Origin of the sequence: Tepidamorphus gemmatus (assembly GCF_004346195.1) — a bacterium.
GTDB lineage: Bacteria > Pseudomonadota > Alphaproteobacteria > Rhizobiales > Tepidamorphaceae > Tepidamorphus > Tepidamorphus gemmatus.
Map to the genome: position 1 here is coordinate 1 of NZ_SMAK01000015.1, position 22,967 is coordinate 22,967.

20 protein-coding genes, 1 tRNA gene and 1 pseudogene are annotated in these 22,967 nt (G+C 65.4%); 20 read left to right on the top strand and 2 right to left on the bottom strand.

From position 1 onward, the window contains the following. The 9 genes and pseudogenes from EDC22_RS16515 to EDC22_RS16550 form a co-directional block, all read left to right on the top strand. Nucleotides 1–556 (top strand): hypothetical protein (locus EDC22_RS16515; RefSeq protein WP_342635151.1); only part of this gene is annotated, 556 nt, incomplete at its 5' end. Next, entirely contained in the window at nt 553–1,227 is a 675-nt protein-coding gene (locus EDC22_RS16520; protein ID WP_132807786.1) for a hypothetical protein, read from the top strand. The genes EDC22_RS16515 and EDC22_RS16520, both read left to right, overlap by 4 nt. After that, a pseudogene (locus tag EDC22_RS18240) lies at nt 1,163–1,342 on the top strand (HGGxSTG domain-containing protein); the annotation flags it as partial. The gene EDC22_RS16520 and the pseudogene EDC22_RS18240, both read left to right, overlap by 65 nt. A gap of 352 nt (nt 1,343–1,694) precedes the next feature. Next, a complete protein-coding gene (hsdR, locus tag EDC22_RS16525) occupies nt 1,695–4,139 on the top strand; it encodes an EcoAI/FtnUII family type I restriction enzme subunit R (protein WP_132807787.1) in 2,445 nt (814 codons plus the stop codon). 3 nt (nt 4,140–4,142) lie between these two features. Continuing rightward, nucleotides 4,143–5,600: a type I restriction-modification system subunit M gene (locus EDC22_RS16530; RefSeq protein WP_132807788.1), complete on the top strand. Its 1,458-nt coding sequence runs from the start codon at nt 4,143–4,145 to the stop codon at nt 5,598–5,600. Continuing rightward, nucleotides 5,597–7,291 carry a restriction endonuclease subunit S gene (locus tag EDC22_RS16535; RefSeq protein ID WP_132807789.1) on the top strand — a complete coding sequence of 565 codons (1,695 nt, stop codon included), beginning with the start codon at nt 5,597–5,599 and terminating at the stop codon, nt 7,289–7,291. The genes EDC22_RS16530 and EDC22_RS16535 overlap by 4 nt, the downstream gene beginning before the upstream one ends. Beyond that, entirely contained in the window at nt 7,288–8,007 is a 720-nt protein-coding gene (locus tag EDC22_RS16540) for a DUF3800 domain-containing protein (RefSeq protein WP_132807790.1), read from the top strand. The genes EDC22_RS16535 and EDC22_RS16540 overlap by 4 nt, the downstream gene beginning before the upstream one ends. Further along, a complete protein-coding gene (locus tag EDC22_RS16545) occupies nt 8,004–8,498 on the top strand; it encodes a hypothetical protein (RefSeq protein ID WP_132807791.1) in 495 nt (164 codons plus the stop codon). The genes EDC22_RS16540 and EDC22_RS16545 overlap by 4 nt, the downstream gene beginning before the upstream one ends. A 251-nt stretch (nt 8,499–8,749) precedes the next feature. Then, nucleotides 8,750–10,333: a recombinase family protein gene (locus EDC22_RS16550; protein ID WP_207903810.1), complete on the top strand. Its 1,584-nt coding sequence runs from the start codon at nt 8,750–8,752 to the stop codon at nt 10,331–10,333. Here the strand turns inward: EDC22_RS16550 and EDC22_RS16555 are convergent. Continuing rightward, nucleotides 10,301–10,374: transfer RNA gene (locus tag EDC22_RS16555), tRNA-Gln, on the bottom strand. The two genes, EDC22_RS16550 and EDC22_RS16555, sit on opposite strands and share 33 nt — an antisense overlap. Before the next feature lie 314 nt (nt 10,375–10,688). Here EDC22_RS16555 and EDC22_RS16560 point away from each other — a divergent pair. From EDC22_RS16560 to EDC22_RS16570, 3 genes are all read left to right on the top strand, one after another. Next, entirely contained in the window at nt 10,689–11,555 is an 867-nt protein-coding gene (locus EDC22_RS16560; RefSeq protein WP_132807792.1) for an MBL fold metallo-hydrolase, read from the top strand. Between the two features lie 146 nt (nt 11,556–11,701). After that, nucleotides 11,702–12,871 carry a Ppx/GppA phosphatase family protein gene (locus tag EDC22_RS16565; protein WP_245499812.1) on the top strand — a complete coding sequence of 390 codons (1,170 nt, stop codon included), beginning with the start codon at nt 11,702–11,704 and terminating at the stop codon, nt 12,869–12,871. After that, nucleotides 12,868–13,599: an RlmE family RNA methyltransferase gene (locus EDC22_RS16570; protein ID WP_132807794.1), complete on the top strand. Its 732-nt coding sequence runs from the start codon at nt 12,868–12,870 to the stop codon at nt 13,597–13,599. Before EDC22_RS16565 ends, EDC22_RS16570 begins: the two co-directional genes overlap by 4 nt. Before the next feature lie 7 nt (nt 13,600–13,606). Here the strand turns inward: EDC22_RS16570 and EDC22_RS16575 are convergent, their stop codons facing one another. Then, complete coding sequence (locus EDC22_RS16575) at nt 13,607–15,031, bottom strand: DHA2 family efflux MFS transporter permease subunit (protein WP_132807795.1); 1,425 nt, start codon at nt 15,029–15,031, stop codon at nt 13,607–13,609. Nucleotides 15,032–15,643: 612 nt separating this feature from the next. Here EDC22_RS16575 and EDC22_RS16580 point away from each other — a divergent pair. The 8 genes from EDC22_RS16580 (at nt 15,644) to EDC22_RS16615 (ending at nt 22,893) form a co-directional block, all read left to right on the top strand. Further along, on the top strand, nt 15,644–16,570 hold the full coding sequence (locus EDC22_RS16580; protein ID WP_132807796.1) for an ABC transporter ATP-binding protein: 927 nt from the start codon (nt 15,644–15,646) through the stop codon (nt 16,568–16,570). Next, nucleotides 16,567–17,328: an ABC transporter permease gene (locus EDC22_RS16585; protein ID WP_132807797.1), complete on the top strand. Its 762-nt coding sequence runs from the start codon at nt 16,567–16,569 to the stop codon at nt 17,326–17,328. Before EDC22_RS16580 ends, EDC22_RS16585 begins: the two co-directional genes overlap by 4 nt. Nucleotides 17,329–17,429: 101 nt before the next feature. Next, nucleotides 17,430–17,702: a hypothetical protein gene (locus tag EDC22_RS16590; RefSeq protein ID WP_245499813.1), complete on the top strand. Its 273-nt coding sequence runs from the start codon at nt 17,430–17,432 to the stop codon at nt 17,700–17,702. 69 nt (nt 17,703–17,771) lie between these two features. Beyond that, on the top strand, nt 17,772–18,596 hold the full coding sequence (locus EDC22_RS16595) for a class I SAM-dependent methyltransferase (RefSeq protein WP_132807798.1): 825 nt from the start codon (nt 17,772–17,774) through the stop codon (nt 18,594–18,596). 72 nt (nt 18,597–18,668) lie between these two features. Beyond that, the gene (locus tag EDC22_RS16600; RefSeq protein ID WP_132807799.1) at nt 18,669–19,193 is read left to right on the top strand and encodes a hypothetical protein; all 525 of its coding nucleotides are present in this window, start codon (nt 18,669–18,671) and stop codon (nt 19,191–19,193) included. 454 nt (nt 19,194–19,647) lie between these two features. Next, on the top strand, nt 19,648–21,144 hold the full coding sequence (gene guaB, locus EDC22_RS16605; protein WP_132807827.1) for an IMP dehydrogenase: 1,497 nt from the start codon (nt 19,648–19,650) through the stop codon (nt 21,142–21,144). Continuing rightward, nucleotides 21,144–21,575: an MAPEG family protein gene (locus tag EDC22_RS16610; protein WP_132807800.1), complete on the top strand. Its 432-nt coding sequence runs from the start codon at nt 21,144–21,146 to the stop codon at nt 21,573–21,575. Before guaB ends, EDC22_RS16610 begins: the two co-directional genes overlap by 1 nt. A gap of 10 nt (nt 21,576–21,585) precedes the next feature. Beyond that, nucleotides 21,586–22,893: an RsmB/NOP family class I SAM-dependent RNA methyltransferase gene (locus EDC22_RS16615; protein WP_132807801.1), complete on the top strand. Its 1,308-nt coding sequence runs from the start codon at nt 21,586–21,588 to the stop codon at nt 22,891–22,893. Nucleotides 22,894–22,967: the final 74 nt, after the last annotated feature.

Sequence of the window (22,967 nt, forward strand, 5' to 3'; positions counted from 1 at the left end):
CGCCGCATCGGTGTCGACCTCGGTTCGGAAAAGCCGACACCCCATGAATCATACAGGAGTCGCCCTGGGAATCCCCCTTCTCAAACACGCTCTGAGGCTCGGGATCGATGGCGATGCGCTCATGCTTGAAGCCGCTACCGCGCCGCCGCCAAGGGTGCTCGACCTGTTGGGCCGGCATAAGGCCGGCGTCATTGCCCTGCTGCGGCCAGCGAATGACGGCTGGTCGGGCGAGGACTGGCTCGCCTTCTTCGACGAGCGGGCCGGCATCGCCGAGTTCGATGGTGGCCTATCCCGCGAACAAGCGGAGGTCCGCGCCTTCGATTGCTGCGTCGTCGAATGGCTCAACCGCAATCCGGTGCGCTCGCCGTCCGGCCGCTGCGTCGGCTGCGGCGGAAGCGAACACGCGAACGACAAGCTGCTGCCGTTTGGCACCGAACCGACGGGACATGCTTGGCTGCATTCGCGCTGCTGGCCGGCGTGGCACGCCGCGCGCCAGGCCGAGGCGATTGCCGCACTGGCAGCCATGGGAATCGACCAACTGAGGACGAACCAATGACCGGAAAAAAGTCTGCCAAGGAAGCCATGCCGGCGACGGTGGTTGCCAACGATCCCGACGATCTGAAGGGAACTCTGAAGAATATCGGCGGCTCGCGTTCCGACCATTGGAACAACATCCTCGCCAACCAGACCGTCCAGGCCCTTTGGCTGAAGCATTCCGACCCGGCGACGCGAGATAAGCAATACAGCGCCACCATCGCCGCGCTGGTCGGGATCGGACCGAAGGATGAGCTGGAGGGCATGATGGCGGCGCAACTGATCGCCGCCCACAACGCCGCGATGGAATGCTACCGCCGCGCCATGATCGGCGAGCAGACCTTCGAGGGCCGGCGTGAAAACCTCGCCCAAGCAAACAAACTCTCGCGCACCTACGCCACGCTGCTCGAAGCCCTCAACCGCCACCGCGGCAAGGGCCAGCAGAAGGTGACGGTCGAGCACGTCCACGTCCATTCCGGCGGGCAAGCGGTGGTGGGCGTGGTCGAGCCGGCGGGGGGTGGGGATCGCACGAAATCGGAGGATCAACCCCATGCAAAGCCAATTGCCCATGCACCGGAGCCGGCGATGCGGCGCCCGGACGAGGGCCGGGAGGCCGTGCCGGTCGCCGGCGATGCCGAACGGTCGCTGCCGGCTGCACGGCGGGCTGTCGCCGGGCGCGCCGAAGGGCAATAGGAACGCGCTCAAGCACGGCCGCTATACCGCCGAGGCACTCGCACGTCGGCGCGAGGTCGCGGCCCTCGTCCGCGCCATGCGCGCGCTTGCCGGCGCCGCCGAGGAGGGGGAATAATTTTCAAGCGATCGGGCGCCCGAACCGCACGGGGTCTCATGCGCAGCGTTTTTTTTCGGGGTTCTTCCTGCCTATTGGAAGGCAGCGGCCCAGAGCCTAGGGCGGCCATAGGTTCTTTCCGGCGGTCGGCGTATGCGGGCGGCAAAGGCCCGATCAAGCCCTAGCGGCAGAGACGAAAAAGTGGTTCGCGGTTCGCGGGTGCGCACCTCTGGTAAATTCTTGAATTTATTAAACGATTTCAAGATGCGGGCGCGTTTGGCTCGTAGGTGCGCAGTTCGCGGGTGCGCACCTGTTCAACTCGCGGCTATAGTTCGGCCAGATTGTGGGAAACCAAGGATTCGCGTGCGGGGGAATGGACAAACGCGCCTTAAGCGAACGTGACATCTGCACCAAGTTCATCACGCCCGCCCTGCGGCAGGCCGGGTGGGACGAGATGCTGCAAATTCGCGAGGAGGTCGGCTTCACCAAGGGCCGGATCATCGTGCGCGGCAAGCTGGTCACGCGCGGGCAGGCCAAACGCGCCGACTACATCCTCTATTACAAGCCGAATATCCCGCTCGCCCTGATCGAGGCCAAGGACAATTCCCACAGCGTCGGCGACGGGATGCAGCAGGCGCTCGACTACGCCAATACCCTCGACATTCCCTTCGTGTTCTCCTCGAACGGTGACGGCTTCGTTTTCCACGACCGCACCGGCGCCAGCACGCCAAGGGAGGCCAATCTCGGCCTCGACGCCTTCCCGTCCCCGGCCGATCTGTGGGCGCGCTATCGGGCCTGGAAGGGCCTCGATGCTGAAGCCGAGCAGGTTGTGCTTCAGGACTACTATGGTGACGGCGGCGACAAGGCCCCGCGCTACTACCAGGTCAACGCCGTCAACGCCGCGATCGAGGCGATCGCCAAGGGTTGCAACCGCGTGCTGCTCGTCATGGCGACCGGCACCGGCAAGACCTACACCGCCTTTCAGATCATCTGGCGGCTGTGGAAGGCGGGCCGCGCCAAGCGCGTCCTCTACCTCGCCGACCGCAACGTGCTGATCGACCAGACGATGGTCAATGACTTCCGCCCCTTCGGCGGCACGATGGCGAAACTTTCGACCCGGTCGAAGACCATCGAGCGGGACGACGGCACCCGCATCGCCATCACCACCGCGATGGACTCCCGCCGGCGGATCGATACGGCCTACGAAATCTATCTCGGGCTCTATCAGGCGATTACCGGGCCGGACGAACGGCAGAAAATCTATCGCGAGTTCTCGCGCGAGTTCTTCGATTTGATCGTGATCGACGAGTGCCACCGCGGCAGCGCCGCCGAAGATTCGGCCTGGCGTGAAATCCTCGAATACTTCTCGGGCGCGACGCAGATCGGCATGACCGCGACGCCGAAGGAAACCAAATACATCTCCAACATCGCCTATTTCGGCGCGCCGGTTTACTCCTATTCGCTCAAGCAGGGCATCCGCGACGGCTTCCTCGCGCCCTACAAGGTGGTCAAGGTCCATATCGACCGCGACGTGGAAGGCTACCGTCCGGAGAAGGGCCAACTCGACCGCGAGGGCGAGGAGGTCGAGGACCGCATCTACAACGTCAAGGACTTCGACCGCACGCTGGTGCTGGACGAGCGCACCAAGCTTGTTGCCCGCAAGATTACCGAGTTCCTGAAGGAGAGCGGTGACCGGTTCCAGAAGACCATCGTCTTCTGTGTCGATCAGGAGCACGCCGCGCGCATGCGCCAGGCGCTCATCAACGAGAATGCCGATCTGGTCGCCGAGAATCACCGCTATGTCATGCGCATCACCGGCGGCGATCAGGAAGGCCAGGCCGAACTCGGCAATTTCATTGACCCGGAATCGAAATATCCGGTGCTGGTGACAACCTCGCGGCTGCTTTCGACCGGCGTGGACGTTCAGACCTGCCGGGTGATCGCGCTCGATCGCGAAGTCAATTCGATGACCGAGTTCAAGCAGATCGTCGGCCGCGGCACCCGCGTGCACGAGGACACGCATAAATTCTATTTCACGCTGATCGACTTTCGCGGCGCCACCACGCATTTCGCCGATTCGGCCTTCGACGGCGAGCCGGTGCAGATTTACGAGCCGGGCGAGGGCGATCCCGTCGCGCCGCCCGACGACGTGCTGCCGACCGACGAGGACGGCGCACCGCTGCCCGAAACGCCCGGCGCGGACGAAACCATCGTCGATCAGCCCGGCCTGCCGCTGCCGCCGGGCGGCCCGCAGAAAAAGGTCTATGTCGATGGCGTCGGCGCCACCATCATTGCCGAGCGCGTCGAATATCTCGATGAGCACGGCAAGCTCGTCACGGAATCCCTGCGCGATTTCACCAAGAGGGCGCTCAAGAAGCGCTTCGCCAGCCTCGACGATTTCCTGAGGCGCTGGAAGGCGGCGGATCGCAAGCAAGCGATCGTCGAAGAACTGGAGGCCGAGGGCCTGCCACTCGATCCGATCGCCGAGGAATTGGGCAAGAACCTCGACCCGTTCGACCTCATCTGCCACGTCGCCTTCGACAAGAAGCCGCTGACCCGGCGCGAGCGTGCCGACAACGTCAAGAAGCACGACGTATTCACGAAATACGAGGGCCAGGCGCGCGCCGTGCTCGATGCCTTGCTCGCCAAATACGCCGACGAAGGCGTGCTCAATCTCGACGACGCCAACGTGCTGAAAATTCCGCCCTTAAGCTCGCTCGGCACGCCGGTTCAGCTCATCAAGGCATTCGGCGGCAAGGAGCAATTCGTCGCCGCCGTCCACGAAATGCAATCCGCGCTTTATCAGGAGACCGCCTGACCGATGATCGTCCGCACCACCGTCAAATCCATTCAGGACATCATGCGCCAGGACGTGGGAGTCGATGGCGATGCCCAGCGCATCAGCCAGTTGTGCTGGATGTTCTTCCTCAAGATCATCGACGATCAGGACCAGGAACTCGAACTCACCAAGGACGGCTACCGCTCGCCGATCCCGAAGAAATACCAATGGCGCAACTGGGCGGCCGACCCCGAGGGCATCACCGGTGAGGAGCTGCTCGCCTTCGTCAACGACGAGCTTTTCCCGGCGCTGAAGAACCTCACCATCTCCAACAAGCCCGGCGACCGCCGACGCGTGGTGCGCGACGTGTTCGAGGACGCCTACAACTACATGAAATCCGGCCAGTTGATGCGGCAGGTCATCAACCGCATCAACGAGGTGGATTTCAACGACTTGAAAGAGCGTCGCGACTTCGGCGAGTTCTACGAGCAGCTCCTGAACGATCTGCAATCTGCCGGCAACGCCGGCGAATATTACACGCCGCGCGCCGTCACCGCCTTCATGACGCAGATGATCGATCCGAAGCCCGGCGAAATCCTGCTCGATCCGGCCTGCGGCACCGGCGGCTTCTTGACCGGCGCCATCAATCACATGCGCAAAGCTTACGTGAAGCGTCCCGAGCACGAAGCGAAAATGCAGGCGAGCCTGCGCGCGGTCGAGAAAAAGCAGCTTCCGCACATGCTCTGCGTCACCAACATGCTGCTGCACGGCATCGAGGACCCGAGCTTCGTGCGCCACGACAACACGCTGGCGCGGCCCTATATCAGCTACACAGCCTCCGACCGCGTGGACATCGTGCTCACCAATCCGCCGTTCGGCGGGCGCGAGGAGGACGGCATCGAGCAGAACTTCCCGCAGCATTTCCGCACGCGCGAGACGGCCGATCTGTTCCTCGCTCTGATTATCCGCCTGCTCAAGCCCGGCGGGCGTGCCGCGGTGGTGCTGCCGGACGGCACGCTGTTCGGCGAAGGCGTCAAGACGCGGCTGAAAGAGCACCTGATGGCGGAATGCAACCTGCACACCATCGTTCGCCTGCCCAATTCGGTGTTCAAGCCCTACGCCTCGATCGGCACCAATTTGCTGTTCTTCGAGAAGGGGGAGCCCACGAAGGAGATCTGGTTCTGGGAGCACCGCGTGCCGGAAGGCCAGAAAGCCTATTCGATGACCAAGCCGATCCGCTTCGAGCATTTCAATGACTGCATCGAGTGGTGGGGCGGCAAGAGCCGCAAAGGGCGCACGGAAGGCCCGCTCGCCTGGAAGGTGAGCGCCGAGGAGGTGAAGGCCCGCGGCTACAATCTCGACATCAAGAACCCGAATACGGCGTCGGAAGATCACGGAGACCCGGAAGAGCTGCTGGCGAAGCTCACCGCGGCCGAAGCCGAGACGGCGCGCCTGCGCGATGAGTTGAAGGCGATCCTTGCCGAGGCGCTGCTCCGATGAATCCTGAGCGCCTGCTTGCCCATTACGAGACGATCGCCGACGCGCCCGATGCCATCCCGCGCCTGCGCCGCTTCGTGCTCGATCTGGCGGTGCGCGGCAAGCTCGTGCCGCAGGACCCGAACGATGAACCGGCGTCGGAACTGTTGAAGCGGATCGCGGCCGAGAAGGCGCGGCTGGTGAAGGCGGGGGAGATCAAGCGCGAGAAATCTGTGGCTCGTACCAGCGCCGACGATCTTAGTTTCGATTTGCCCGCCGGATGGTCATTTGCTTCTTTGTCGGAAGTCGCGGCCTGCCTTGACCATCGCCGAATCCCGGTCAACAGCACCGAGCGGGAAGCGCGGATCGCGAGCAAGTCGCGGGAAGAGCTTTTTCCTTACTATGGAGCTACGCAGCAACAGGGCTGGATCGACGACTACCTGTTTGACGGCGAGTTCATATTGCTCGGCGAGGATGGTGTGCCATTTGGCGATCCGTTCCGAACGAAGGCGTATCTCATTAGCGGCAAATCCTGGGTGAATAATCACGCCCATGTTTTTCAAGCCATCCTCACGTCGCCTCAGTTCTTGGTTCATTATCTGAACGTGTTCGATTACTCTGGACGGGTCGTAGGCACGACACGCGCCAAGCTAAATCAAGCGCAGGCCGTCACGATACCTTGTCCCATTCCACCGCTCGCCGAGCAGCACCGCATCGTCGCCAAGGTCGATGAGTTGATGGCGCTCATCGACCGGCTGGAGGCCGCGCGCGCCGAACGGGAGGCGACGCGCGACAGGCTCACGGCGGCGAGCCTTGCCCGACTCAACGCGCCCGATCCCGAAACCTTCCGCGACGACGCCCGCTTCGCGCTCGACGCCCTGCCGGCGCTCACCGCGCGCGCCGACCAGATCAAGCAGTTTCGCCAGACCATCCTCAACCTCGCTGTGCGCGGCAAACTCGTGCCGCAAGACCCGAACGACGAGCCGGCCTCGGAACTCTTGAAGCGGATCGCGGCCGAGAAGGCGCGGCTGGTGAAGGATGGGAAGATTAGGACGCCAAGAGCGATCCCGGCGCTTCCTGAACTGCCGTACCCAATCCCTGCGAATTGGCGATGGTCGCAACTTGCAGAAATTGGCGTGTTGAGCCCGCGCAACGAAGCGCCCGATGCTTTGGAGGCTTCATTCGTCCCGATGTCGTTGATCCCGGCTGAGTATGGCGTCGCCAACCACCACGAAGTCCGCCGCTGGGGTGAGATCAAGAAGGGCTACACACATCTTGCCGAGGGCGATGTTGGCCTCGCCAAGATCACACCGTGCTTTGAGAACGGCAAATCAGCCGTATTCCGCAATCTGACCGGCGGGATCGGCGCGGGCACCACTGAGTTGCATGTCGTGCGTCCGCTGTTTGTCGATCAGGATTACATTCTGCTTTTTCTCAAAAGCCCGCATTTCATCGAAACCGGCATTCCGAAGATGACTGGCACGGCCGGGCAGAAGCGTGTGCCATTCGAGTACTTCGCCTATTCGCCCTTTCCCCTCCCGCCGCTCGCCGAGCAGCGCCGCATCGTCGCCAAGGTCGATGAGCTGATGGCGCTGTGTGACCGGCTGGAGACGAGCCTCGCCACCGCCGACGACACCCGCCGCCGCTTGCTCGAGGCGCTCCTCGCCGAGGCGCTCGCGCCGGCCGAGGATCGCGAATTGGAGGCGGCGGAATGACCGCGCCGCGCACCTTCAACGTCTATTGCGACGAAAGCTGCCACCTGGAGCACGACCGCATTCCGGTGATGGCTTGGGGTGCCGTTTCCTGTCCGGCCGAGGATGCGCGCGCCATTGCCGAGGCGGTGCGGGCGCTCAGGGCCGAGCACGGGCTTGCGGCAGACTTCGAGACGAAATGGAGCAAGGTCTCTCCCGCCAAGGCGGCGTTCTATCTCGCGCTCGTCGATCTGTTTCTTAACGACGAGCGGCTGCGCTTCCGCGGGCTCGTCGTGCCCGACAAGGGCAAGCTCGATCACGTGCGCTTCGGCCAGTCACACGACGATTGGTATTACAAGATGTATTTCACGATGCTGCGCCCGATCTTCACCGCGCCGCATCGCTACCGCATCTATCTCGACGTGAAGGATACGCGCGGCGGGCCGAAAACGCGCAAGCTTCACGAGGTGCTCGCCAACAGCCTCTACGACTTCGACCGCGAATGCATCGAGCGCGTGCAGCAGGTGCGCAGCCATGAAAGCGAGCTGTTGCAGCTCGCCGATCTGTTGATCGGCGCGCTGACCTACGCCAACCGCGGATTGACCACGAGCACCGCCAAGACCGCCATCGTGGAACGCTTGCGCGCGAGGCTTGGGCGAGAGGCGCTCACGCGCACATCGGCCTTCGCCGCCGTCAAGTTCAACATTCTGGTCTGGCGGGCGCAGGAGGCGGCCGGATGACGCCGCCGGACCTCTTGCTGTTGGCGGCGTTTGACGGCGATTGGCAGGCTTACGAGGCCGAACTCTACCGCATTTTCCTGATCGAGATCGCGAAGGCCAAGCTTCAATTTCGCGGCTGGCCGGTGAATTGCCGGCGCATCCCCGAGGCACACGGGCGCTGGGCCTCGTTCTGGCATCTCGTGCAGGAAGGCCCGATCGAGGACGACCGCCTGCCCGATCTGCGGCGCTGCGAGCGCATCCGCTGGGTGCGCTGGGTGATTGAGAATGCGGCCACGCATCCCGAGATCGATGAGTGGCAAGAAATTCGCGGCAACGCCGTCGATACGCTCCTCTGGTATCGGGAGGAGTACCTGGTCGTGCTTGCAAAGCGCCGCGATTATTGGCTGCTCAAGACCGCCTATTGCACGACTCAGCGCGGGCGGATCGAAAAGAAGCGCCGGGAGCGCGATGCCTATCTGGCCAAGATCAAAAAGGGAGCCCAAAATAGCTGAAGCCGCCCAAGCAAGCCGGGGCGGCCTCGAACGCTCCTCCTACACATGGCAGGTGAGACGCCGCTTATATGTCGCCGGAAGGCCGAAATGTCAAGGAAAACCGGCATCTGCCTCGTTACGCGTTGCCTTCTTTGGCTCGAAAAGGCTCTGCAATGCAATCGGTTAGCGGGATAAAGGCTCACTCGAAGTCAAATCGACCGGGCATCGCGGCGGCTTGTCAATCGAGTATGTTTAGATTACACTAAACAATCATGAAGAGGCCAACGCAACCCGCCGATCCCACCCGCCGCCAGGCGGTGATCTATGCCCGCGTTTCCTCCAAGGAGCAGGAGAAGGAAGGCTTCTCGATCCCGGCGCAATTGAAGCTGCTCAAGGAATATGCCGCCGCCAACGGCTTTGCGGTGGCGCAGGAATATGTGGACGTGGAAACGGCCAAGCAGACCGGCCGCGCCGCCTTCGGCGAGATGGTCGCCTATCTCAAGGCGCATCCCTCGGTTCGGGTGATGCTCGTCGAGAAGACCGACCGGCTTTACCGGAATCTCAAGGATTGGGTGACGGTGGACGAACTCGACGTGGAACTGCACTTCCCCAAGGAAGGCGTGGTGCTGTCGCGCGAGTCGCGCTCGTCGGAAAAGTTCATGCACGGCATCAAGGTGCTGATGGCGAAGAACTATATCGACAACCTGTCCGAGGAAGCGCGCAAAGGGATGCAGGAGAAGGCCGAACAGGGCATCTGGCCGACCAAATGCCCGCTCGGCTATCGCAACGTCACCGGGCCGGACGGCAAGAAGATCATCGCCACCGATCCGGCGATCGCGCCGCTCATCGTCAAGCTGTTCGAATGGTACGCACGCGGCGACATTTCGCTCAAGGAAGTGGCGCGCAAGGCGCACGCGGCGGGCCTCGTATACCCTAAGACCGGCGCCAAGGTGCCGATGAGCACCATCCACACCATCCTGCGCAACCGGCTCTATACGGGATGGTTCGAATGGAACGGCAAGCTGATAAAGGGTCGGCACGAGGCGTTGATCCCGGTCGAGCTATGGGAGCGCGTGCAAGGCGTGCTCGACGGCCGCTTCGCCAAGAAGACTAAGCGCGGCAAGCATGACTTCGCCTTCTCGGGCCTAATCCAATGCGCGCAATGCGGCTGCGCGGTGGTCGGCGAGATCAAGAAGCAGCGCTACGTCTACTACCATTGCACGGGCTACGCCGATAAGTGCCGGGGCAATCCGGCTTCCTGCCGGCGCAAGCACGTGCGCGAGGAGGCGCTCGAAGCGCAGTTCACCCAGCTTCTTGGGCGGTTACGGTTCGACGACGAGGTGCTCGAATGGGTGCGCGAGGCGCTCCACGCCAGCCACGCCGACGAACGCCGCGAGCACGAGGAGGCGATCCGGCGCCATCAGGCGGAGTACAAGCGGCTCGATGAGCGCATTCACGCGATGTACGTGGACAAGCTCGATGGCCTCGTCGATGCGGCGTTCTTCGAGCGCATGTCGAACCAGTGGCGTGAGGAGCAGAACCGCTGTCTGCGGGAGATCGAACGCCTGCAAGCGGCCGACCGTTCCTACATGGACGAGGGCGTGCAACTTCTCGAACTAGCCCGCAACGCGCAGAGGCTATTCGCAAAGCAGAAGCCGCGCGAAAAACGCCGCCTGCTCAATTTCCTGCTATCGAACTGCACCTGGGAGGATGGCAAAGTGATTGCCACCTTCCGCCAACCGTTTGATCTGTTGGCGGAAACCGCTCTGACTGCGGCGCGCGCCGCAGCCGCTGGGACGCCGAGAAAGGCCAAAACTGAGATTTGGCTGGGGGACCTGGATTCGAACCAGGACTAGCGGAGTCAGAGTCCGCGGTTCTACCGTTAAACTATCCCCCAGCGGGGACGAGCGTTCAGATAGCCCACCTCTTCCGCTTTCTCAACCCCCTCGCTCGACTTTGCCGCAGCGTTCGTCCGGACGCAGCGATTGCGGCGCTGCGGCGCGTTGAACGCGGCGGTAGGGGGTGCTAGAGCGGTTGATCGTTAACGGGTTCGATGATCCGCCCCGACGATCTATCCTGCAGCAATTCCTGACGGAAGGCCGGGGTCCACGTCGCCGCGAATTGCGCGAGGCAAAGCGCGATGGGACTGGGCATGGCCGGTGGCGGCTTGCCTGCGGCGGTGCGATCCGGTCGAGCGGGGAGGCGCGTACGATGACGATCAGCCGTCCGGAGGTCACCGGCTTCTTCCACGAGCCAACCTGCTCGATCGCCTATCTGGTGGTCGATCCGGCGACCGCGCGGGCGGCGATCATCGATCCAGTCCTCGACTTCGACGAATGCGCCGGCAGGGTATCAACCCACTCGGCCGACGCGATGCTCCACGAGGTGGACCGCCGCGGCCTGGTCGTCGACTGGATCCTCGATAGCCATCCTCATGCCGACCACTTCTCGGCGGCCGCCTATCTGAAGGAGCGGCTCGGCGCTCCCACCGCGATCGGCGAGCACGTCGTCGAGGTCCAGAAGCTGTGGAAGGACTTCTACAATCTGCCCGACTTCCCGGCCGACGGCTCGCAGTGGGACAGACTGTTCGCCGACGGGGACATGTTCCGGATCGGCAACCTCGAGGCGCGGGTCATGTTCTCGCCGGGACATACGCTTGCCTCGATCACCTATCTGATCGGCGATACCGCCTTCGTCCATGACACGCTGTTCCAGCCGGATTTCGGAACCGCCCGCGCGGATTTCCCGGGCGGCAACGCGGCCATGCTGTACCGGTCGATCAGGGCGATCCTGGCATTGCCCGATGAGACCCGCCTGTTCACCGGACACGACTATATGCCCGGCGGGCGCCCGCTCGCCTATGAATCGACGGTTGCCGAGCAGAAGCGCGCCAATATTCATCTGAAGGACGATCCCGACGAGGCGACCTTCGTCGCCCGACGCCAGGCACGAGACCGGACATTGCCGATGCCGAGGCTGATCCTGCAGGCGTTGCAGGTGAACATGCGCGGCGGCCGTCTACCGGAACCGGAAGACAATGGGCGAGCCTATCTGAAGATCCCGCTCGGACTTCTGTAGGGATCGGCGCGCCGCGCCTGCGATCCAGGGCTATGCGCGCCCATTGCGCTGAGCGCGCAGCTTGATAACCTGTCGCCAACTTGGGCATCAGTCCGCACCGGGCGCGCCGGCATATGCGCGACCTGCGGCGATACGGGACCGGGACATTGGACAGGAACGGCAGCGGTGCCGGCGTGGTCGCACGTGGCCCGACGACGGGCCCTCCTTCGGGCGCCCGCGGCTCCCGGCGGGCAGCGCGAGACGGGCAGGGCGCCCAGATCTACGCGGCGCTTGATCTCGGCACCAACAACTGCCGCCTTCTCGTCGCCGAGCCGACCCGGCGGGCCTTCCGCGTCGTCGATGCGTTCTCGCGCATCGTCCGTCTGGGGGAAGGCGTCAGCCACAGCGGCCGGTTGGCGGACGATGCGATGCGCCGAGCCGTCGACGCGCTTGCGGTGTGCCGCGACAAGATGCTCGCGCGGGGTGTAACCCGGCATCGGCTGATCGCCACCGAGGCATGCCGCATCGCGGAAAACGGCGCCGAATTCCTGGCGCGGGTGCGTGAGGCGACGGGCCTCGAGCTGGAGATCGTCAACCGCGAGACCGAGGCGCGCCTCGCGGTCTCGGGCTGCGCTTCGCTGGTCGATCCCGCCGCCCGCAGCGTCATCGTCTTCGACATCGGCGGCGGCTCGACCGAACTGGTTCTGCTGCAATCGGGGGAGGGCGGATTCGGCAGTCCGTTCACGGTACAGCGTCACGTCGCGGAGTGGACCTCCCTGCCGATCGGAGTCGTCACGCTGTCTGAGCGCTTCGGCGGCGTCGAGGTCGACCGCGACACGTTCGAGGCCATGGTGGAACATGTGCATACGGCGCTGACGCCATTTGCCGCGCGGGTCGCCCACCATGCCCGGTTCGACCATGAGGCCGTCCACCTGCTCGGTACCTCCGGGACGGTCACCACGATCTGCGGCGTCCATCTCGGGCTCGACCGCTACGACCGGCGGCGCGTGGACGGTTCGTGGATGCGCCGCGCCGATGTCATCGCCGTCACCGAGAGGCTGCTGGCGATGAGCTATCGCGAGCGGGTCAGCAATCCCTGCATCGGTGCCGACCGTGCTGACCTGGTGCTGGCGGGATGCGCGATCTTCGAGGCGATCCGCAGGTGCTGGCCGTGCGAACGCGTCCGTGTCGCCGACCGCGGTCTGCGCGAGGGCATCCTGATAACGCTGATGACCGATGATGGCGTCTGGCGCCACTTTCGCCGCGGGCGCGGATATCGCGGACGCAATGCCGCGGCGCGCGTTGGCCAAGGCGGGCTGCGTGGGAGCCGCCCGTGACCCGGAGCGGTGGTTCGGGGCGGACCGGACGCATCAAGGTCCGTGTCAGGACGGCCAGGCGTCGCTCGACCTCCTCGACGCGCTGGCTCGAGCGGCAGCTGAACGATCCCTATGTGGAGAAGGCTCGTGCCGAGGGCTACCGGTCGCGCGCCGCCTACAAGCTGATCGAGCTGGACGACCGCTTCCATTTGCTGAAGCCCGGCGCGCGCGTCGTCGATCTCGGCGCGGCACCCGGCGGCTGGTCCCAGGTCGTGGCTGCCCGGGTCGGATCGCCCGGCGGCAAGGGCAGAGTGGTGGCGATCGACATCCTCGAGATGGCTGCCATTCCCGGCGTCGAGGTGCTGCACCTCGACTTCCTGGACGCTGCGGCGCCGGAACGGCTGACGGCAGCGCTCGGCGGCCCGGCGGACGTGGTGCTGTCCGACATGGCGCCGGCCACCACCGGCCACCGCCAGACCGACCACATGCGTATCATGGCTCTGTGCGAGGCCGCGCTCGAATTTGCCCGCCAGGTGCTGGTGCCCGGCGGCGCATTTCTCGCGAAGGTCCTGCGCGGCGGCACCGAAGGCGCCCTGCTCGCCGACATGAAGCGCGACTTCGCTGCCGTCCGCCACGTCAAGCCCCCGGCGAGCCGGGCCGATTCCGCCGAGCTCTATGTGCTGGCGACGGGATTCCGGGGAAAGGGAATCCGGCCCGTCGCCGGACCTGCCGTTGCAGATGACGATTGAGCCGCGCTCACCGCTCGCGTGCTGTCGTCACCGGATCGGCGGGCAGCTTGCGACGGTGGCCGCTGACCTCCTGACCCGCATCCTTCGGCAGGGTAACGAAGATCAGGACTGAGGCGGCGGTCGCCAGGCCGACGACGATGAAGGCGGCGGAGAAGTCGGCGACGGCGAGCGCGCCTCCGCCGCGCGCCAGCCGGCTGAATTCCAGCGTCATCGCCGCCACCGAGATGCCGACCGAGATGGACAGCTGCTGCACGACGCTGGTCATCGAGGTCGCCTTGCTCATGCGGTCCGGTTCGATGTCGGCGATGGCCAGGCTGTTCGATCCGGTGAACTGCAGCGAGCGGAAGAAGCCACCGATCAGGAGAACGAGCGTGAACATCGCCACCGGCGTCGACAGGTCGAACAGCGCCGGCAGTCCGATGAACAGCGCACAGATCAGCCCGTTGACGGTGAGGATGGTGCGGAAGCCGAGGCGCCGGAGCACCGGAGGCGCAGCGAACTTCATCGCGATCGCCCCGATCGCCGCGACGAATGTGGTCATGCCCGAGGCGAACGGCGTCAGTCCGTAGAGCAACTGCAGCATCAGCGGTATCAGGAACGGCGTCGCCCCGACCCCGATGCGGAACAGGGCGCCGCCCAGCACGCCGGCGCGGAAGGTCGGGATCGAGAACAGGCCGAGATCGAGGATCGGCGCGGGGTGATTCCGGGCGTGGACCCAATAGCCGGCGAGCAACAGCCCGCCGATGCCGAGCATTGCCAGGATGACCGGCCCCGGCAGCACTGCGAGGCCGAGATTGGTTGCGCCGGTGACGACGAGCGCAAGTCCCAGTCCCGACATCAGGAACCCGGTCAGATCGAACCGGACCCGCATCGCGCCACGCACGTCGGGAATGTAAAGGGTCGCGAAGATCAGCCCCAGCGCGCCGATCGGGACGTTCACCCAGAAGATCCAGCGCCAATGGAAATAGGTTGTGATGAAGCCGCCGAGCGGCGGTCCGAGTACCGGCCCGGTCAGCGCGGGAACCGTCAGCCAGGCCATGGCCCCGATAAGCTCGGCCTTCGGTATCGTCCGCATCACCACCAGCCGGCCCACCGGCACCATCATCGCGCCGCCCATGCCCTGAACGACACGGGCGACCACGATCTCGGGAACCGACTGCGACAGGCCGCAGGCGATCGAGCCGAGCGTGAACACCAGGATCGCCAGCCGGAACACGAGGCGTGTGCCGAAACGGTCGGCGAGCCAGCCACTGGCCGGGATGAAGATGGCGAGGCTGATCAGATACGAGGTCAGCGCCAGCTTCAGGCGGATCGGATCCTCGCCGAAATCTGCCGCGATCGCCGGAAGCGCCGTCGAGAGAACCGTCGAATCGAGATTCTCCATGAACAGCGCACAGGCGACGACGAGCAGGACGAGGGTGCGAGGCTGCATGGGCGATCCCAGACCGGGAGCAATGACCGGAGGCGTGGAAACCGGTTCTCCGTCAGGCCTTGCGACAAGGCAGCGAGCCGGATCGGATCATCGAGTCCCTGAGACGACGATCCGCTCTAACAGACCCTGTGCAGCGAGGCGACCCCGGCGAGGGTGTCGTTCGGCCCGAAACCTTGAGAACCGGGTCGGCCGATCCGAAGATCAGCGTCAGGCGGATCACCGTCATGGCGAGCCCGCGCAACGCGCCGCTGCCGCAGAACCTTGGAACATGTCAGCGGGCAGGCGGCCATCGGTCGCTGTCCGGTACACTGCAACAGGTCGCAGCAGACGGAGGATTTGCCGTTCGGCCTGAATGCGCGCATCGAGAGGCGTCGCGACGCGGCGCTGGCCGGAACCATGTGATGGGGGGGGCGCTTGCGAAGCGGACTGCGTCCCGGCTTTGCGTCGGCGGCGCGCTGCGATCCGGCACATGCCGGCCTTGCCGCCGCTTCCGCCCGCACCAGATATCCGCTGCCTCCAGTCCCGAGCCCTTCCGCATTCCGCCGGCGTGTGCCGGTCGAGGGGCCCGACGACCCGCCCACGTCCCAAGGATCTCCAGCCCTGCGTCCGATCATGCAGCCGATCATCTCCGTCTCCGGTCTGACGAAGACCTATGCCAACGGATTCCAGGCGCTCAAGCGCGTCGATCTCGACATTCGGCGGGGCGAGATCTTCGCCCTGCTCGGACCCAATGGCGCGGGCAAGACGACGCTGATTTCGATCGTCTGCGGCATTGTCACACCTACCGGCGGGCGCGTCAGCGTCGGTGGCCACGACATCATCGAGGATTACCGCGCGGCCCGCTCGATGATCGGGCTGGTGCCGCAGGAACTGACCACCGATGCCTTCGAGACGGTTTGGGCGACGGTTTCGTTCAGCCGTGGGCTGTTCGGCCGCCGGGCCGATCCCGCCCATATCGAGAAGGTCCTCCGGCAGCTGTCGCTGTGGGACAAGAAGGACCAGAAAATCATGACGCTGTCGGGCGGCATGAAGCGACGAGTGATGATTGCCAAGGCGCTGTCACACGAGCCGCAGATCCTGTTCCTCGACGAGCCGACGGCGGGCGTGGACGTGGAACTGCGGCGCGACATGTGGAACCTCGTGCGCGAACTGCGCCGGGGCGGCGTCACCGTGATCCTGACCACCCACTATATCGAAGAGGCCGAGGAGATGGCCGATCGGGTCGGCGTGGTGAACCGGGGCGAGCTGATCCTCGTCGAGGAGAAGGCCGAACTGATGCGCAAGCTCGGCAGGAAGGAACTGGTCCTGCACCTGTTCGAACCGCTGACGGCGATTCCGCCGGACCTCGCCGCCTACGGGCTGGTGCTGTCGGACGACGGCACCGCACTGACCTACCGCTACGACACCCGGGCCGAGCGCACCGGCATCACCTCGCTCTTGCGCGATCTCGCCGCAGCCGGCATCCGATTCCGCGATCTCCACACGAGCCAGAGCTCGCTCGAGGAGATCTTTGTCAGTCTTGTGAGCAAACGGCAATGAACCTCGTCGCGATCCGCACGATCTACCGGTTCGAGATGGCGCGCATGCGCCGCACGTTGTTGCAGAGCGTCGTCTCTCCGGTGATTTCCACCTCGCTCTATTTCGTCGTGTTCGGCGCGGCGATCGGTTCGCGCATCACCGAGATCGACGGGGTCAGCTACGGCGCCTTCATCGTGCCGGGTCTGATCATGCTGATGCTGTTCACCCAGAGCCTGTCGAACGCCTCGTTCGGCATCTATTTCCCGCGCTTTGTCGGGACGATCTACGAGATCCTGTCGGCGCCGGTCTCGTATCTCGAGATCGTTATCGCCTATGTCGGCGCGGCGGCCACCAAGTCGATCATTCTCGGCCTGATCATCCTGGCGACCGCCAGCCTGTTCGTACCGCTGCACATCGAGCATCCGGTCTGGATGCTGGTGTTCCTGGTGCTGACTGCGGTCACCTTCAGCCTGTTCGGTTTCATCATCGGCATCTGGGCGGAGAATTTCGAGCAGCTCCAGCTCGTGCCGCTGCTGATCGTCACGCCGTTGGCCTTCCTCGGCGGGACCTTTTATTCGATCGAGATGCTGCCGCCGGTCTGGCAGCAGATCTCGCTCGCCAATCCGGTCGTCTATCTGGTGTCCGGCTTCCGGTGGAGCTTCTACGACATGTCGGATGTCAGCTTCGGGGTGAGCCTCGCCATGACCCTCGTGTTTCTCGCGATAGGACTTGCGATCGTGGCCTGGATCTTCAGAAGCGGCTACAAGCTCAAGCAATGAGCCGTCGATCGATTCAGAGGTTGATCGCTTCAGAGATTGCCTCGGGCGGCCGCATTGGCCACGCTGGGCCATTGCCAGATCCGGAATCCTGGGAGATCGCGATGCCCATATACGCTGTAACGGGCCTTGGCCTGGCGCTGTGCGCCTTTGGCCTCGCAATGCCCGCGCTTGCACAGGGCGCAGACACGCCGCCGGGCATCGTTGCCGACCAGATCCGCAGTCAGGGCTTTACCTGCGACACCGTCGAAGGCGCCAGCCGCGACGGGGCCGACACGACGCCGGGCGAACAGGCCTGGATCCTGACCTGCTCCAATGCGATCTACCGCGTGAAGTTCGTTCCCGACCAGGCAGCGCATGTCGAGCAGATCGACTGACGCTGGTCGGGCGCCGACGGCCGCGGCGGCCCGATCCGCGCAGCGAAGCGAACAACAGCGAAAAGCGCGATGATCAGCCTTCAGACCTTCTACGACGAGCACCCGATCAACGCGAGCGAGATTATCGAGAAGGTCGAGGCAGACGGCATCGCCCCTGACCAGATCCGGCCCGAGCATCTGTCGCGCCACGACCAGGATCACTACGGCGGAACGGCGGCCACCGACATGCTCGTCGCGGCGCTGCGCATCATGCCAGGCATGCGCGTGCTCGACATATGCTCGGGGCTCGGCGGCACCAGCCGCTATCTTGCCTACCGGCACGGGGTGAGCGTCCACGGGATTGACCTGACCGAGTCCCGTGTCCTCGGCGCGCAGCGGCTGACCGAGATGGTCGGGCTCGGCGACAGGGTGACATTCAGCGTCGGTGATGCCACCCGACTCGACCTCGGCGAGGCCCGCTTCGACCGGGCGATCAGCCAGGAAGCGTTCCTGCATATCGCCGACCGGGAGAGCCTGTTCGCCGGCTGCTTCCGGGTGCTCAAGCCCGGCGGCGCCCTCGGCTTCACGGATTGGACCGCGACGGAGACGCTCGGGCCGGATGCGCGCGCCTTCTTCGCCGAGACCTTTGCGGCGCCCAAGCTCGTCAGTCTGTTCGACTATGTGGAGCTTATGAAGGGCGCAGGCTTCGTCGACGTGCAGGCCACGGACCTGTCGGCGGAATGGCGGGGCATTCTCGTCGAGCGGCTCGAGATGTTCCGCTCGCTCGAGCGCGAGACCGTGGCCCGCTTTGGCCGGGAGCGTTTCGACACCTATATCCGCAACTACGAGTTCTTCGTCGAGGCGATCGGCTCCGGCGTGCTCGGGGGAGGCCGGCTGATCGGCTGGAAGCGCTGAAGCGAACCTGACCCGCCCCTGCGCGTTTGCCGAGGACGACGGGATCATCAACCACAGGAGGACCGGCAGACGATGGCGATATCGCAGAAGGTTGAGGCGCGGGCGCTCAGCGCGGACGAGCGTGAACTCGTCGAGAAATCCCACCACCCGATGCTGCAGGAGATTCCCGACGCCGAACTGGCAAGCCTCGTGAAGCTGGTGCGCGAGCGCCGCGACAAGGCACAGGCGCAGGCGAACCGGCGCCGCCGCGAGATGCGCGGAAAGGGGGCGCCGAAGGGCGCCACGGCATCGGCCGTCGACGATGGGTCCAGGCTGAAGTTCGCCGTGCTGGCGAGCACGGTGCGCAGGCTGAACAGCGAGGTCGAGCGGCGCCGGCGCCTTGCCGCGCGCGCCGAGCTCGCCGACAATGCCCGCAAGGCGCTCATGATGAAGCGCGCCGCCGCGGCCGATCAGGGTCCGGACTTCAACCGCCGCCATGCCCGCGAGGGCATGCGCAACATCGCCAATCGGCGCGCCGAGAGCCTCGTCAATCCGATGGAGCGCGGCCGCCAGCGCAAGGCCGGGGCTGTCGCCCAGGCAAGGCGCGACGCGAGGTAGAATTGCCGGGGTGCGGCGCGCGGTGCGCTCCGGAACAAACAGGGGAGGGGCTTCAGTGAGACCGCGATAGCAGGGCGGTCGGGGTGCTTGTTTCGGCGCGGCTGGGACGTGGATTGCCGACAGACAGCATCTCGCCCCGGCCATCCTGCCGACGTTGCGGGATCGCGATGCCAGATCGGCGTCGCCGTCCGCGATGACCTGCGGAGAGCAGGTTCTTTGCTGACCGCGATCAGGCCTCGGAGCCGGGAACGGTGCAGCAACCGACGGGCGCTGAATTGACGCGCACCACGCCCATTCGGGAATGCGACGCCCTTCCGCCCGCGCCGTCGACGTGCTAATCACCGGCGCCAATCTTTTCCGACACGATCCGACTCGCCCCCGGCAGGTACCTGCCGAGGCCGCCGGGTCCCGCTTTCCGGAGTTGGCGATGATCGACACTGGCCCGACGGATCCGATGCGGGGGCTTGCGACCCACGCTTTCGGCAACGTGGCGCTCACCTTCGATGACGTGCTGCTGCGGCCGGGGCATTCGACCGTGATGCCCGGCGAGGTGGACACCTCGACCCGGCTGACGCGCACGATCCGGCTCAACATTCCCGTCCTGTCCGCAGCGATGGACACGGTGACCGAAGCGCGGCTTGCCATCGCCATGGCACAGGCCGGCGGCATCGGCGTCATCCACCGCAATCTCGATCCCGAACGGCAGGCCGAGGAAGTCCGCCAGGTCAAGAAGTTCGAGTCGGGGATGGTGGTGAACCCGCTCACCATCACGCCCGACGCGACCTTGGCCGACGCGCTGGCGCTGATGCGCGACCATGGCATTTCAGGCATCCCGGTGGTCGAGCGCAACGGCAACGGCGAGCAGACTCGCCTTGTCGGCATCCTGACGAACCGCGACGTGCGATTCGCCACCAATCCCGACCAGCCGGTGTCCGAACTGATGACCCGGGAGCGACTGGTCACCGTCCGCGAGACGGTCAGCCAGGAGGAGGCGAAGCGTCTGCTGCACCAGCATCGCATCGAGAAGCTTCTGGTGGTTGACGAGCACTATCGCTGCATCGGTCTCGTCACGGTCAAGGACATCGAGAAGGCGCGGCTGCATCCCAATTCGGCAAAGGACGAGCAGGGGCGGCTGCGGGTTGCGGCCGCGACAACCGTCGGCGACAGCGGTTTCGCCCGCTCGGAGATGCTGATCGACGCCGGCGTCGACGTCATCGTCGTCGATACCGCACACGGCCATTCGCAGAGCGTGCTCGACACGGTCGGCCGCATCAAGCGGCTGTCCAACGCCGTCCAAGTGATTGCGGGCAATGTCGCAACCGGCGAGGGCACGCAGGCTCTGATCGACGCCGGCGCCGACGCCGTGAAGGTCGGCATCGGCCCCGGCTCGATCTGCACGACCCGCATCGTCGCGGGCGTCGGCGTGCCGCAGCTCACCGCGATCCTCGAGGCGGTCGAGGTCGCCCGCAAGGCCGACATCCCGGTGATCGCCGACGGCGGCATCAAGTATTCGGGCGACCTCGCCAAGGCGATCGCGGCGGGCGCCGAATGCGCCATGATCGGCTCGCTGTTCGCCGGCACCGAAGAGAGCCCCGGCGAGGTGTTTCTCTATCAGGGCCGCAGCTACAAGGCCTATCGCGGCATGGGCTCGGTCGGCGCCATGGCGCGCGGTTCGGCCGACCGGTATTTCCAGCAGGAAGTCAAGGATTCGCTGAAGCTCGTGCCGGAAGGCGTCGAGGGCCAGGTGCCTTACAAGGGGCCGTTGGCGAGTGTCATCCACCAGCTGGTCGGCGGCCTGCGCGCGGCGATGGGCTATACCGGATCGGCCACCATCGCCGAGTTCCATGCCCGCGCCAGGTTCCTGCGCATTTCGCCGTCGGCGCTGCGTGAAAGCCACGCCCACGACGTCACCATCACCCGCGAGAGCCCGAACTATCCGGGCGCGATCTGATGCCGCTCAACACGACCCTCATCCTGTCTGCGCTGCTCGCCCAGGTCATCCTGACCATCGTCGTCTATGCTGTGCTGGTGCGCGCGCGGTACGCGGCGGCGCGGCGTGGCGAGGTGACGGTCTCGCAGTATGTCGTGGTCAGGGACGAACCGGAGTACCTCGGTCGCATCACCCGCAACGTCGCCAATCAGTTCGAGTTGCCGGTCCTGTTCTATGCGCTGGTGCTGATGCTGGTCGCGGTCAACCGGGTGACGATGTTCGATGTCATCGTCGCCTGGGCCTTCGTGGCGGTTCGGGTCGTCCACGCGGCCGTCCACATCCGCACCTCGGATGTCATGCTTCGGTTGCGCGTGTTCGGGGTCGGTCTCGTCCTGATCGGCCTGCTGACGGCGCACGGTGTGCTGATCGTCCTCGGCAGCCTTGCCCGATGAGATGCCGGAGATGAAACACGGCGGCATCATCGCGGCGGCGATCGACGTCCTCACCGATATTGAGACCCACCACCGTCCCGCCTCCGAGGCGCTGAGGGACTGGGGCACCAGCCACCGCTTCGCCGGGTCCGGCGATCGCGCCGCGCTCGGCAGCCTCGTCTTCGACGCGTTGCGCCGCCGCGCCTCGATCGCTTGGCGCATGGGCGAGGACACGCCCCGCGCGCTGGTGCTCGGCGCCTATCGCTTCGTTTGGGATGTGAACCCCGATCGGCTGGACGTGGTCCTTGCATCCGACCGCCACTCCCCGCAGCCCCTGACCGACCGCGAGCGCGTGGCACTGCGTACCGCGACGCTCGAGGGTGCGCCGGATTGGGTGCGGGGCGACTACCCGGAGTGGTTGGCACCCGCCTTCGCCCAGGCCTTCGGCGGCGAGGCTGCCGCTGAAGGCGCGGCGCTCGCGGCAAGGGCGCCGGTCGATCTGCGCGTCAATACGCTGAAGGCCGATCGCGCCAAGGTCGTGAAGGCGCTCGCCCGCTTGGCGCCGGCGCAGACTCCGCTGTCGCCGGTCGGGCTGAGACTGGAGCCCGGGTCGGGGCCGTCGCGCCAACCCCATGTTGAAGCGGAGGCCGGCTACCGCAAGGGCTGGTTCGAACTTCAGGACGAGGGATCGCAATTGGCCGCGCTGCTTGCGGGCGCTGCGCCCGGTCTGCAGGTCGCCGACATCTGCGCAGGCGCCGGCGGCAAGACCCTGGCGATGGCAGCCGCCATGCAGAACAAGGGGCAGGTCTACGCCTGGGACAGCGACCGCCGTCGTCTCGCCGGCATTCACGAGCGCCTGCAGCGGGCGGGCGTACGCAACGCCCAGGTGCGCGAGGCGGGTGATCCGGCAGTTCTCGGCGACCTTGTCGGCCGGATGGACGTGGTGCTCGTCGATGCCCCGTGCACCGGAACCGGTGTCTGGCGGCGGCGGCCGGATTCGAAATGGCGGGTCGGCGAGACGGCGCTCGCGATGCGACTCGCCGAGCAGGACGCGACGCTGGCAACCGCAGCGCCGTTGCCGAAGCCGGGCGGCATTCTGGTGTATGTCACCTGTTCCGTGCTGCCAGTCGAGAACGACGGACGCATCGAGGCGTTTCTGGCCGGCCATCCCGACTTCTCGGTCGTGCCTCCGCTCGATCTGGTCGCAGCTGCAACACTTTCCGACGCGGGACGAGCCCGGTTCGCCGACCCTTCGCTGGCCACCCGCCACGGCCTGCAGATGACACCGCGGCGCACCGGTACGGACGGATTCTACGTCGCCGCCTTGCGCCGCAGCTGAGCGCGCCGGCCGGCGCCGCGCATGCCGATCAGGCTTGCAAGGCGCGTCGCCAACCGGCTGAATCCGTCTGCGAG

What these genes read in the sequence shown, in the direction of transcription:
- EDC22_RS16520 (WP_132807786.1), top strand. Translation starts at nt 553, where the DNA reads ATGACCGGAAAAAAGTCTGCCAAGGAAGCCATGCCGGCGACGGTGGTT.
- hsdR (WP_132807787.1), top strand. Translation starts at nt 1,695, where the DNA reads ATGGACAAACGCGCCTTAAGCGAACGTGACATCTGCACCAAGTTCATC.
- EDC22_RS16530 (WP_132807788.1), top strand. Translation starts at nt 4,143, where the DNA reads ATGATCGTCCGCACCACCGTCAAATCCATTCAGGACATCATGCGCCAG.
- EDC22_RS16535 (WP_132807789.1), top strand. Translation starts at nt 5,597, where the DNA reads ATGAATCCTGAGCGCCTGCTTGCCCATTACGAGACGATCGCCGACGCG.
- EDC22_RS16540 (WP_132807790.1), top strand. Translation starts at nt 7,288, where the DNA reads ATGACCGCGCCGCGCACCTTCAACGTCTATTGCGACGAAAGCTGCCAC.
- EDC22_RS16545 (WP_132807791.1), top strand. Translation starts at nt 8,004, where the DNA reads ATGACGCCGCCGGACCTCTTGCTGTTGGCGGCGTTTGACGGCGATTGG.
- EDC22_RS16550 (WP_207903810.1), top strand. Translation starts at nt 8,750, where the DNA reads ATGAAGAGGCCAACGCAACCCGCCGATCCCACCCGCCGCCAGGCGGTG.
- EDC22_RS16560 (WP_132807792.1), top strand. Translation starts at nt 10,689, where the DNA reads ATGACGATCAGCCGTCCGGAGGTCACCGGCTTCTTCCACGAGCCAACC.
- EDC22_RS16575 (WP_132807795.1), bottom strand. Translation starts at nt 15,031, where the DNA reads ATGCAGCCTCGCACCCTCGTCCTGCTCGTCGTCGCCTGTGCGCTGTTC.
- EDC22_RS16580 (WP_132807796.1), top strand. Translation starts at nt 15,644, where the DNA reads ATGCAGCCGATCATCTCCGTCTCCGGTCTGACGAAGACCTATGCCAAC.
- EDC22_RS16585 (WP_132807797.1), top strand. Translation starts at nt 16,567, where the DNA reads ATGAACCTCGTCGCGATCCGCACGATCTACCGGTTCGAGATGGCGCGC.
- EDC22_RS16590 (WP_245499813.1), top strand. Translation starts at nt 17,430, where the DNA reads ATGCCCATATACGCTGTAACGGGCCTTGGCCTGGCGCTGTGCGCCTTT.
- EDC22_RS16595 (WP_132807798.1), top strand. Translation starts at nt 17,772, where the DNA reads ATGATCAGCCTTCAGACCTTCTACGACGAGCACCCGATCAACGCGAGC.
- EDC22_RS16600 (WP_132807799.1), top strand. Translation starts at nt 18,669, where the DNA reads ATGGCGATATCGCAGAAGGTTGAGGCGCGGGCGCTCAGCGCGGACGAG.
- guaB (WP_132807827.1), top strand. Translation starts at nt 19,648, where the DNA reads ATGCGGGGGCTTGCGACCCACGCTTTCGGCAACGTGGCGCTCACCTTC.
- EDC22_RS16610 (WP_132807800.1), top strand. Translation starts at nt 21,144, where the DNA reads ATGCCGCTCAACACGACCCTCATCCTGTCTGCGCTGCTCGCCCAGGTC.
- EDC22_RS16615 (WP_132807801.1), top strand. Translation starts at nt 21,586, where the DNA reads ATGAAACACGGCGGCATCATCGCGGCGGCGATCGACGTCCTCACCGAT.